Source organism: Enterovibrio sp. FF113 (genome assembly GCF_041439165.1).
GTDB lineage: Bacteria > Pseudomonadota > Gammaproteobacteria > Enterobacterales > Vibrionaceae > Enterovibrio > Enterovibrio norvegicus_A.
Window position 1 is genome coordinate 23,511 of sequence record NZ_JBGONO010000037.1, and the last position, 11,263, is coordinate 34,773.

At 47.3% G+C, this 11,263-nt stretch carries 8 protein-coding genes; 3 read left to right on the forward strand and 5 right to left on the reverse strand.

Annotated elements, in window-relative coordinates; all coding sequences use genetic code 11:
• Nucleotides 1-26: 26 nt before the first annotated feature.
• The 3 genes from phoB to sbcD form a co-directional block, all read right to left on the reverse strand.
• Entirely contained in the window at nucleotides 27-716 is a 690-nt protein-coding gene (gene phoB, locus ACED36_RS21140; RefSeq protein WP_016960564.1) for a phosphate regulon transcriptional regulator PhoB, read from the reverse strand.
• A 153-nt stretch (nucleotides 717-869) separates the two neighbouring features.
• Complete coding sequence (locus tag ACED36_RS21145; protein WP_371733782.1) at nucleotides 870-4,550, reverse strand: AAA family ATPase; 3,681 nt, start codon at nucleotides 4,548-4,550, stop codon at nucleotides 870-872.
• Nucleotides 4,547-5,782 carry an exonuclease subunit SbcD gene (gene sbcD / locus ACED36_RS21150; protein WP_016960566.1) on the reverse strand — a complete coding sequence of 412 codons (1,236 nt, stop codon included), beginning with the start codon at nucleotides 5,780-5,782 and terminating at the stop codon, nucleotides 4,547-4,549. Before sbcD ends, ACED36_RS21145 begins: the two co-directional genes overlap by 4 nt.
• A 123-nt stretch (nucleotides 5,783-5,905) precedes the next feature.
• Here sbcD and rdgC point away from each other — a divergent pair, with 123 nt between their 5' ends.
• Entirely contained in the window at nucleotides 5,906-6,817 is a 912-nt protein-coding gene (gene rdgC, locus ACED36_RS21155) for a recombination-associated protein RdgC (RefSeq protein ID WP_026024080.1), read from the forward strand.
• A gap of 63 nt (nucleotides 6,818-6,880) precedes the next feature.
• Here rdgC and ACED36_RS21160 read toward each other — a convergent pair whose 3' ends face one another.
• Nucleotides 6,881-8,149 (reverse strand): peptidoglycan DD-metalloendopeptidase family protein, encoded by a 1,269-nt coding sequence (locus ACED36_RS21160; protein WP_016960568.1) that lies wholly within the window; start codon nucleotides 8,147-8,149, stop codon nucleotides 6,881-6,883.
• A gap of 270 nt (nucleotides 8,150-8,419) precedes the next feature.
• On the opposite strand from ACED36_RS21160, the gene yegQ reads away from it, so the two are divergent.
• On the forward strand, nucleotides 8,420-9,817 hold the full coding sequence (yegQ, locus tag ACED36_RS21165; protein WP_016960569.1) for a tRNA 5-hydroxyuridine modification protein YegQ: 1,398 nt from the start codon (nucleotides 8,420-8,422) through the stop codon (nucleotides 9,815-9,817).
• 3 nt (nucleotides 9,818-9,820) lie between these two features.
• Nucleotides 9,821-10,075, forward strand: a complete 255-nt coding sequence (locus tag ACED36_RS21170) for a YfhL family 4Fe-4S dicluster ferredoxin (RefSeq protein WP_016960570.1) — start codon at nucleotides 9,821-9,823, stop codon at nucleotides 10,073-10,075.
• 30 nt (nucleotides 10,076-10,105) lie between these two features.
• Here the strand turns inward: ACED36_RS21170 and mepA are convergent, their stop codons facing one another.
• Nucleotides 10,106-10,945: a penicillin-insensitive murein endopeptidase gene (gene mepA, locus ACED36_RS21175; RefSeq protein ID WP_371733783.1), complete on the reverse strand. Its 840-nt coding sequence runs from the start codon at nucleotides 10,943-10,945 to the stop codon at nucleotides 10,106-10,108.
• Nucleotides 10,946-11,263 lie beyond the last annotated feature (318 nt).

Below are 11,263 nucleotides of genomic sequence, written 5' to 3' on the forward strand. Positions count from 1 at the left end.
AGCAACATGATTATTAATTTGTCAGGCTAGGCGCGCGTTGAGAAACGGTAGCCAGCACCACGCACTGTCTGAACCAGTTTGTCGTGCCCGTCTTCTTCCAGCGCTTTTCGCAAACGGCGAATATGCACATCTACGGTGCGATCTTCTACATATACGTTGGTACCCCAAACGTTATTGAGAAGCTGCTCACGGCTGTAAACGCGCTCTTGGTGGGTCATGAAAAAGTGCAACATCTTAAATTCTGTTGGACCCATATCCAGCGGTTTTTCATTCGCAGTCACGCGGTGAGAAACAGGGTCAAGTTTCAAGCCCTGAACGTCTATAACATCATCCAAAGAGGTCGGCGATACACGACGCATCACGGCTTTTAATCGCGCCATCAGCTCTTTAGGTGAAAAAGGTTTAGTGATGTAATCATCTGCGCCAACTTCTAAACCACGAACTTTGTCTTCTTCTTCGCCGCGAGCGGTAAGCATCACAACAGGGATTTGACGAGTCAATTCATCGCGTTTTAGGTGCTTGATCAGGTTGATCCCTGATCCACCCGGCAACATCCAATCCATCAGGATCAGTTCAGGGTAAGGCTCGCAGATTTTTTCCAGAGCACTGTCATAGTCTTCTGCTTCTACGGCCTGATAGCCTTTTTGTTCCAGTACAAAGCACAGCATCTCGCGAATCGGTGCTTCGTCTTCGACAACAAGAATCCGTCTTACCATTATTTCATACCCAGTTAACTTATGATTTATGGGCGCCATTATGTGATTCTATTATGACAGTTTTGTGACCTTTCGCGATGAATGCGTGTACAGACATTGCTAGATTATGTCGACTTATCCCTACACACCACGAAACATACGGTCTATAGCAGATTACGCTCTCGTGACTCGATAGTCACTTTCTAGCTCGCTAATTCCCAATCCGGTCTTTTTAGATACGCGCAATTGCGTCGGGATCCGCTCTTTCATCGCTTCGATATGACTGATCACCCCAATCATCTTGCCGGATGCGTTTAAGCTATCCAGTGCATCCAAAGCAATATCCAAGGTTTCGCTGTCTAGCGTGCCAAATCCTTCATCAAGGAACAGAGAATCAATGCTGGTTTTGTGGCTCACGAGATCAGAAAGCGCCAATGCTAACGCCAAGCTGACCAAGAAGCTTTCGCCGCCTGACAGGGTCTTCGTGTCACGTTCAATATCGCCCTGCCACGTATCAAGCACACTTAATTCTAACCCCTCACCCTGCTTGCGATTAAGTTGGTATCGACCATGAATGCGATCCAGCTGTTTGTTCGCGAGGTACACCAGATTATCCAGTGTTAAGCCTTGGGCAAACTTGCGGAATTTATCGCCCTTTTGTGAACCGATCAGCGAGTGCAAATACTGAATATCATCGTAGTCTGCGCGAAGGCGTTCAATCTCAGCAAACAAGGCTTGTTGATTCTCTCGACGTTGCTTGTCAGATGACAACTCATTACTTAGCTCACCACTGCGTTTTGCCAATTGGTTAAGTACGTCAGTTTGCGCCTGAAGCGCTGTTTCTACTTCATCGAGTGGCGTTTGCTGCAATCGTTCTGCGTTTTCATGAGCCAATACCTCTGCCACATGATTTTGCGCTTTTTGAAGCAAGACTTTCGCCACTTCTAACGCATGTTCTAGCTGGCGCTTTTCTACCAACAATTGCTGCTTTTCATCTTCTGGCAATAAGGCTGATTGGAACGCATCCAGTGATGAAAAAGGTGAAGCAAGTAAGCGTTCATTCCACGTTGTTTCTTTGTTTGCTGTGTCTTCTTTCTGGCTATTGAGTGCTTGTTCTAAGCTGCTCACTTCCGCTTGTATCGCGCGCAAATCACCTTGGCACTGTTGCGCTTGCTGCTGAGATAACGTCAGGGCTTGTTCTGCGTTCGCCAATTTCACTGCACTATTTTGTCGTTCTTGCTCCGCCACTTTGTCGCCGAATAGCGCGTCTCGCTGTGCTTTCACTCCATTCAATACACCGAGCAGTTTTTCGCTGTCCGCTTGCATGGCTAACTGCTGTTCGTTCAATGCGATTAACTCACGAGAGATGCCCGCGAGTTCAGATTCCAACAAAGCCACCGTTTTTCCAAGTGCGTCTTTACGCTGCGTGTTTTGATCCCACAACTCCGCATCTTGCTTTCTTTCCTCAAGCCAGGTTAATAGCGTGTCGGCATCAGGCGCGGTGTAACCGCTATCCACAATTTCGGTGTTCAAGGCAGCTTGTAAGGTATCAACTTTGTCTAGGCGCAGGCGCTTGTCTTCTTGCAAGCGGTGTCGCTGCTGTTCATTATTTTTTATAGTTAACGTCAGCAAAGACAGAGCTTGCTCAACACCCGTTTGAACGCGTTCTGCGTCATCCCATTGCTGCTTTGCGAGTTGAAGATGCTTGTCTTGGTCTTTCAGTTGAGTCAGCGTTTGCGTCAATGTATCTCGGGCTTGTTTTTGCTCATCAGTGAAGGCCGTAAACGCGTCTTTCTGCTGTATCGCCAACACCATACCCAATGCAGAAGAGGTTTCGGCCCATTGGTGTTCTAATGCTGCTTGCTGAGATTGCGTGCGCGCTATTTGCTGATCAAGCTCAGTGACGTAACGCTTGCATGTTTCCAGCTTTACGCCTGTTTCTTTGCCTGTAATTTCCAGCTGACTCAATACTGTTTCTGCATCAATTTTCTGTTGAACGGTTTCAGACACATTCAGCACCGCACCAGTCAAAGCAGGATGTTCGGTCGAACCACACAACGGGCAATGCTCATTGGGTTGAAGCGCTGCGCGATACTGAGCAAGGTGCTCTTCTTGGCTAACGAGCTTGCCAAGCGCGTCAATAAGCTGCTTTTTATCTTTGAACTGACCGCGAAGTGCCACCAGCTCTTGCTCTAGGGTTGTCGTCAACACGGTTTGCTGTTCAAGTAGTGTTCGTTTCTCGACATTGTCTTTATCGATATCAATCCACTGCTGTTGCCACTGACTCAACTGAAAGTGCGTTGAAAGTTGCGTGTTGAGCTGTTCACGCTGCTTATCGATGGCTTCCACATCACCCTTTGCTGTCGCTTCTACAAAGGCATGCTGCAAGGCTTCCCAGTGGCGTTTTGCCGAATCACTGGCTGCAACTGCGGCACGCTGCGCCTGCTGATCTTTCTCTGCTCGAGCCTTGTCAGCATTCAGTGACTCGTTAAGCGTTTTTTCTTGCTCGGTAAGCGCCCCCATGGCGGATTGTTCTTGTTGGATCTGCTGACCCATTTGTGCCCATTGACCAAGGTGCTGCTTGAGCATTCCCGCCGATTGATGCTCGCTAAGGTAAGCAGTTACCACTGCCAGCGCTTGGTTTTGTTCCGCTAAAGATCGCGCTTTTTCATCACGAACCGAGGTTTGATCAGCACACTTGGTTTGCAGTGCCAGGCTCTGCGCAGAGACGTCTTGGTGACGCTGGGTGCTGTGTTTTATCTCTGCATCAAGAGGCATGACTTTTTCGGTGATCAGCGCATCAAGCGCTTGGTGCTGCGCTTTTGTTTGCGTCAAGGTTTCTTGCGCTACCGTCAGGGATTTTTCTGCCGTCTCGCTTTGCTCTGTGCTGGTTGTCAGCATGTGCTGTTTCGCCGCAAATGCTTCTGCGCTTGATGCACTTTTCTGCATCGCTGTTTGCCATAATTCGTAAGGCATACGCAGCTTTTCGGCAGGTTCACTGTTTTCTAGTTTTTCAATGCGTGGCTGGGCAGTATCCCAATTTGATTGGGCAAGATGTTGCTGCTGTTCAGCTTGAGTCTTTTCTTGCTGGCTCTTTTGGTGCTCTTTCCACCACGCAAGATGAGCTGTCAGCTCGACTTGTCGTCCTTGCTGGGTTTTGTGGTTAGCATCCGCATCTGCCAAGGCCTTTTCGACTGCCTCGACTTCTTCTGCACTCAGCAGTTGAACACCTTTGGCTTCCGCTTCCTTTTGGCTAAGTAGAAGCTTCGCTGCCGCAAAATGCTCGTGCACTTTCTCTGAGATTCGACCGTAGATCTCCGTGCCCGTGAGTTCTTCCAATAACTCCGCACGTTCGTTTTCTTTAGCATTTAAGAAAGCGGCAAAGTCGCCTTGCGACAACATCATGGATTTCGTGAATCGCGAAAAATCGAGGCCTGTGATGTCTTCCACCAGCTCATTTTTTTGCTTCACTTGTGTTGCCAGCACCTTGTCGGTTTTCGCATCGACCAACTCAACATCTGCCTGCTGCAAGTTACCGTCAACCTTGCCACGAGAACGTCGCATGCTCCAAAACGCGCGATACGGGTGCCCCTTCACTTCAAATTCTACTTCCGCGGCACACTCTGCCGTACCGCGAGTCATGATTTCGTTGCTTGATGTAGAGATCAGCCCCAAACGCGGTGTTTGGTGATAAAGCGCCAAGCAAATAGCGTCCAACAAGGTGGTTTTACCTGCACCGGTAGCGCCCGTAATGGCAAACAAGCCATTGTCTACAAATGGCGTTTGAGTGAAATCAATTTTCCATTCGCCTTTCAGCGAATTCAGGTTTTTAAAACGTAAGCTGAGGATTTTCATTCGCTGGCCTCCACATGCTCAACTTCCGCGACGATTTGCGCGAATTGAGTTTGAATGCGTGCTTTGCGTGCTTCCTCTACTTCTCCATCAAACACTTCAAGGTCGAGGCGTTTTTGGAATACATCCTGTGGGGTTAATTCCGCCAGCGTTTCTTTTGCCTCTTGCGTCAGCGCTTGCGATTTTTGCGTACGTGCACGTTGTAGCTGAAGCACTTCAACATTTAGGCCTTCTGTAAGAAGCTGAATGCGGTGCTGCAGGTCAGACAAATAGTCTTGCACCGAGACTTCAATGTGCAGCCAAATAGGTTTTGGATCATCGTGATCTTTTAACTCGGAAAGCTGTACTTCAATTTCTTCCAGTGACCCTTTTAGGACAGCCATAGGCTGAAAACTCGGCACATTGATTGGTTCAATGCTTTTGCGCTGTTCACCGTCGAAATCCACCAGCACCACTTGCTTGCTAAATTTGAGCTCATCAAAACTCAAGGGAATGGGCGATCCGCTGTAACGAATATGCTCTGACTTGGCAACAATTTGAGGGCGATGAATGTGCCCCAAAGCAATATAGTCGGCTGGGGGAAAACCATCCGCTGCAAAGCCATCGAGCGATCCGATATAAATGTCACGCACCGATTTAGACGGGCTCACGCCCAATGCGGTTAAATGCCCGGTAGTAATAATGGGAACTTGCCATTGGTGTTCATCGCGAAGCGCGACCGCCGCTTGATAAAGCGCGTGATAATGGGCCTTGATAGCATCGCCTAACGCTTGGCGTTTTTCAGTGCCCGACTCGCCAGCGCGGCTGGTCATCACATCACGAGGGCGCACAAACGGCACGGCACAGACAATCGCGCCGACATCGCCTGCTTTGTTTTTCAGCGTCAGTAATTGGTCTTGAAGATCATCGCTGGTATTGGCCACCACTTGTGTATGAAGGCAGGCCAATAAGGATTTAGACTCTTTTAGCGTCGAGACCGAATCATGGTTTCCGCCTAAGACAATCAGTGAGCAGTGACGTTGACTAATCGATACCACAAATTGGTTATACAGCTCTCGGGCATAACTTGGCGGTGCGCCCGTATCAAACACATCTCCCGCAACAATAACCGCATCGATTTGGTGATCATCGATCTGGTCAAGTAACCAATCGAGGAAGGCTTGGTGCTCGCTTCGACGACTTTTCGTGAAGAAGTTTTGCCCTAAATGCCAGTCAGAAGTGTGGAGTATTTTCATTGCCGTTTGTGTGCTCGCTGTTTTAGATCTGCGCCAAATTGTACTCCATTTGGAGCGACATTCTGCTATGAATGCAATACCATGTGGCCTTTGTCATTATCGGATGGATAGAGCCTCGCCATGATTTGGTTTAAGAATATTTTTGCCTACCGCCTTACTCGAGAAATCGATCTCGACCCTGAGCACATTGAAAAGCAGCTATCTGAGTTTCGTTTCACGCCATGTGGCAGCCAAGATATGCAGAAGTTCGGTTGGACGACGGCGCTGGGTAAACACGGCGATATGATGACTCACGTCAGCGATGACAATATTCTGATCTGTGCACGCAAAGAAGAAAAAATGCTGCCCGCGTCAGTGATCAAAGATTCGCTAAATGCTCGCGTTGAGGTAATGGAAACCGAACAAGGTCGCCCGCTGAAAAAGAAAGAAAAAGACAGCATCAAAGATGACATCGTGATGGACTTACTCCCACGTGCATTTAGCCGCTTAAGCCAAACCTACGCGTTGATCATGCCAAAAACGGGCTTTGTGATTGTCGATGCTAGCAGTGCTAAAAAAGCAGAAGACATCTTGGCGCTGCTTCGCAAATCTTTGGGTAGTCTTCCTGTTGTTCCAGTGGAAACCAACAAGCCGGTGGAACTGGCGATGACTGAGTGGGTTCGATCTAATGCCGCGCCAAAAGGTTTCACTATCGGTGATGAGGCTGAACTCAAAGCCATTTTGGAGCAAGGCGGCGTGATTCGCTGTAAGCAACAAGATCTGTCGAGTGATGAGATTCTGGCACATATTGAGGCAGAGAAGCTCGTCACCAAACTGGCACTCAACTGGCAAGATCGTATTGATTTGATGCTGTGTGATGACATGTCTATCAAGCGCATTAAGTTCTCTGAAGAACTACGCGATCAAAATGCGGACATTGACCGTGAAGATATGGCTCAACGTTTAGATGCAGATTTGTCGCTAATGTGCGGCGAGCTAGGCGCATTCCTGCCAAACCTCTATGAGGAACTTGACGGCGTCGATAAAGCGGAATAATTCGGTGTAAACAGCACAGTCTGCATATTAAAACGGGGCATCGTAATGATGCCCCGTTTTTGGTTACTTGAATTGCTGTGCCAACATCATCTTGTCAAACGCGGCGACTGATTTCTTAAAATCAGTCATTTCAGCACGAGGCACAGATGTCGCCATAGGGATTTTGGCTTTCATCGGATTGACAGCTCTACCACGACTTAGCAATTCATAATGAATATGTGGCCCAGTCACGCGCCCACTGCGTCCAGATAATGCGATTTTCTGACCACGGCTCACGCGCTGACCTTTGCGCACCAATATCTTGCTGTTATGCAGATAGCGAGTACGGAATTGGTTGCCATGGTCTATGACGATATACTTACCTGCGTAAGGGTGATTACGCACCATCACCACGACACCATCACCTGTCGAAACCACCGGTGTTCCTGTGGAAACGGCAAAATCAGTACCATTGTGCGGCGAAACTCGCCCTGTCACTGGGTGTTTTCTTTTTGGGTTAAAGTGGGAACTGATACGTCCCTTATAAGTCATCGGATAGCGCTGAAACGCACTCTGAAGACTTTCGCCTCGATTGTCATAATAGTTGCCATCCGAATGAAGATAAGCCGTGATAGGCGCACCTCTTCGCTCTATACGGATACCTTGTATTTCGCGCTGCCCACTGGGTTGACCATCAACAAACTGCTCCGCTCGAACCACTTCAAACTTATCACCAGCACGTAGATCACGAGAAAAGTTAATTTTGTCTTTGAGTAGACTGGTGATCACTTCAACATCGTTGTAGCTCAATCCGGCTCGGCGGGCTGAGACAGAAAAGCTTCCTTCGATATCACCAGCGGCTACTGTCTGAATCCATTTACCTGGGACAATGATCTCTTCCAACTCGTACGAGCCATCGTCCAAAAGTTTGTATTGCACCTTCTGAGCAATGTTAAATTCAAGCTCTAGCTTTTCAAGGTGCTTACCACTGCCATCAACCCAAAAGCGCAAAATGTCATTGGGTTTTAACGTATCGATACGCAGGTGGTTTAAATCCGCTTCCATTAATTTCAGCAAGTCGCTGTATGGGATCCCCAGTTTCATGAAAATTTCGCTGAGACTATCACCTGACTGAATGGTGTATTCATAGGCAGGGAGGTCTATGACTATTTCTGAGGGCGCTTCCACCGCAGGCTGCGATGGCATCACAGATTCTGAGATGTTGAGGGGGATGATTCGAATCGGGTCGTTTTTCATGTTAACGGACACCGCCATCGTCACGAGTGACAATCCCATCAAGCCAAGCATCGATTTAGACAGCTTACTAAACGTCTTGGGTTTCTTTTCGTACATCAATCCACTTCTCAAACTTCTGATTTTTGCTCGTTCAATGAGAACTATAGGTGACAGTATAATAAAGCACCGTACAATTCATTTCATCATAATGTCAATTTATGCGCTGCTAATGAGTAAGTTTGCAGACCATAGGAAAGACATTATTTTCTTCGATTGGTTTCCCGAATGGAACTGGCTATGTTAACCAGATCACAGTAAAATCGCCCGCTACCCCGCATCAAGTTCGATGTGGCCTGACTTAGACTCAGAAAATAGAAGCCCAAGAATATGTTTGTACCAGAACTTTTGTCGCCAGCTGGCAGCCTAAAAAACATGCGTTACGCTTTCGCTTATGGCGCAGATGCCGTCTACGCAGGCCAACCGCGTTATAGCCTTCGTGTTCGCAACAATGAATTCAATCACGAAAACCTTCAAATCGGTATCGATGAAGCTCATGCGTTGGGCAAGAAATTCTACGTGGTATGTAATATTCAGCCACACAACTCGAAGCTGAAGACATTTATTCGCGATCTTAAGCCCGTCGTAGACATGGGACCTGATGCTCTAATCATGTCAGACCCAGGTCTTATCATGATGGTTCGTGAAGCATTCCCTGAGATGGCTATTCACCTGTCAGTCCAAGCAAATGCTGTTAACTGGGCGACTGTAAAGTTCTGGAAAACCCAAGGCGTTGAGCGTGTCATTCTGTCGCGTGAATTGTCTTTGGAAGAAATCGAAGAAATTCGTCAAGAAGTCCCTGAGATGGAACTTGAAATATTCGTTCATGGCGCACTTTGCATGGCGTACTCTGGACGATGCCTACTTTCTGGCTACATCAACAAACGTGACCCGAACCAAGGCACCTGCACCAACGCTTGCCGTTGGGAATATAAGGCAGAGAAGGCGACAGAAGACGAAACCGGGCAAATCGTTGAAGTGCCTAAAACGTCTGGCGTGCAAATTCACGAAGCCGAAGAGCGCCCTGATAACACCTTGGGTCTGGGTAAGCCAATTGATGACGTTGTTCTGCTGAGCGAAGCACATCGTCCTGAAGAGAAAATGGCTTCGTTTGAAGATGAGCACGGCACGTATATCATGAACTCAAAAGACCTTCGTGCTATTCAGCATGTTGATCGCCTAACAAAAATGGGCGTTCATTCACTGAAAATTGAAGGTCGTACCAAGTCTTTCTATTACTGCGCACGTACAGCGCAAGTTTACCGAAAAGCAATTGATGACGCTGTTGCAGGTAAGCCTTTTGACGAAACACTCATGTCTACACTTGAAAGCCTTGCTCACCGAGGATACACCGAAGGATTTCTTCGCCGCCACAACCATAGCGAATACCAAAACTATGACTACGGATACTCTGTATCTGACAGCCAGCAATTCGTTGGTGAATTCACTGGAAAACGTCGTGGAGATTTGGCTGAAGTTGAAGTAAAGAACAAATTTGTTGTTGGTGACTCAATCGAAATGATGACGCCAAATGGTAATGTTGTATTTACACTCGAAACGATGGAAAACCGTAAGAGCGAAGTTATCAACGACGCAAAAGGTAACGGACACTTTGTCTTTATCCCGATGCCAGAAGATATGGATTTATCGTTTGGTTTGCTAATGCGCAATCTGGTTGCAGGTACTAATACCCGTAATCCAAACGCCATTGAAGTCGTGAGTGCGTAATCCATGGCACTACTGATCACCGAGAAGTGCATTAACTGTGACATGTGCGATCCAGAGTGTCCGAACGAAGCAATAACGTTTGGGGCTGAGATCTACGAAATTGATCCAGACAAATGCACGGAATGCGTTGGTCACTATGAGAAGCCAACCTGTCAGTCAGTTTGTCCAATCAACAATTGCATCATCATTGATCCTGACAATCAGGAAGCCAATGACGAGCTCTTGGAAAAGTTCGTCAAACTGCAAGGCTTAGCCTAGCTGAGTAAGCGCCTGTTAGAGGCGCTTTTTTTATTGCGTCAGAACTATCTGGCACTCACTAGGCTTCACCTTAACTCGCTTCTTCTTGACTGTTTCTTTGTTTTTTTTACCATCGTCAGGCTTAGGTCGCCAGCTCATCAACTCTGATCCGCAACCATCACCTGCTGGTATAACATTTTGTGGCACGCATTCCTGACTCCCGTCAGGACAATGAAGTCTGACATGCATATGATAATGATGGCCCCACCATGGTCTCACCTTTCTTAGCCAAGCTCTGTCTTCCCACTCCATGCCACAAAGCGTTTCTTTTATGACGGGATGTACAAATATCCTTGCAACCTCAGGCTCTGAAGCTGCGACCTGAAAAAGGATCGCATGATCATCCATCCAACTATCACGACGAAGTGAGTAGCTCTTTAGATCAACTACACTGACCGCCGTTGGGCTTTCTAACCTTTCCCGAGTTAAAGTTTCCGGTGCAAAGCTAAGCCAAATATCCGCATCCAACCCTGTTTGATGGCTTGAATGACCACTCGTAAAATTTCCGCCTCGTGGCATAGAAATGTCTGCGATCATCAAATCATCCAGTCCAAATCCTTGTGTCTTTGAAGCAAGTTTTTTGAGATAAGCAACCATGTCAGGATGTGCATAGTAGCGATGACGAGAAGAACGGATCACTTGATAACCTACACCATTAAGCGGTAACGCTTCTGCGCCACTCAAACATCCATTGGCATAACTTCCTATCGACTGCTCACTGCCTTTTGAAGGACTAGTAACATTTTCCCATGGATTAGCATTTGCTATAGCAATCCAACCGCCAAGCAAGAAAAGAAAAATAAAAAGGATCATAAGTAGATTTTTCTTCATTTCGCCCCCTCCACATTCACCTTAGTAACATCCTAGCAGGCTACTTCTTTCAAATTGTTAACCTAACGAAATTTGAGAGGCGTAATACCAACAGCGGAATCCTAAATAAGGATTAAGTAAGAACACAAGATAGTCAAAAATTACAGAATAATGCGTATTGTATTGCTTACGAGGATATTAAGCGGTGATTAAGTCAAGGAAAGCGAGGGGGGAATTTGAAACTTACAGACGATAAAAAGCCCCGTCATTTCTGACGAGGCTTCTTAATAAATGGCGGAGCGGACGGGACTCGAACCCGCGACCCCCGGCGTGACAGGC

What these genes read in the sequence shown, in the direction of transcription:
- ACED36_RS21160 (WP_016960568.1), bottom strand. Translation starts at nt 8,149, where the DNA reads ATGTACGAAAAGAAACCCAAGACGTTTAGTAAGCTGTCTAAATCGATG.
- ACED36_RS21170 (WP_016960570.1), top strand. Translation starts at nt 9,821, where the DNA reads ATGGCACTACTGATCACCGAGAAGTGCATTAACTGTGACATGTGCGAT.
- yegQ (WP_016960569.1), top strand. Translation starts at nt 8,420, where the DNA reads ATGTTTGTACCAGAACTTTTGTCGCCAGCTGGCAGCCTAAAAAACATG.
- ACED36_RS21145 (WP_371733782.1), bottom strand. Translation starts at nt 4,550, where the DNA reads ATGAAAATCCTCAGCTTACGTTTTAAAAACCTGAATTCGCTGAAAGGC.
- mepA (WP_371733783.1), bottom strand. Translation starts at nt 10,945, where the DNA reads ATGAAGAAAAATCTACTTATGATCCTTTTTATTTTTCTTTTCTTGCTT.
- phoB (WP_016960564.1), bottom strand. Translation starts at nt 716, where the DNA reads ATGGTAAGACGGATTCTTGTTGTCGAAGACGAAGCACCGATTCGCGAG.
- sbcD (WP_016960566.1), bottom strand. Translation starts at nt 5,782, where the DNA reads ATGAAAATACTCCACACTTCTGACTGGCATTTAGGGCAAAACTTCTTC.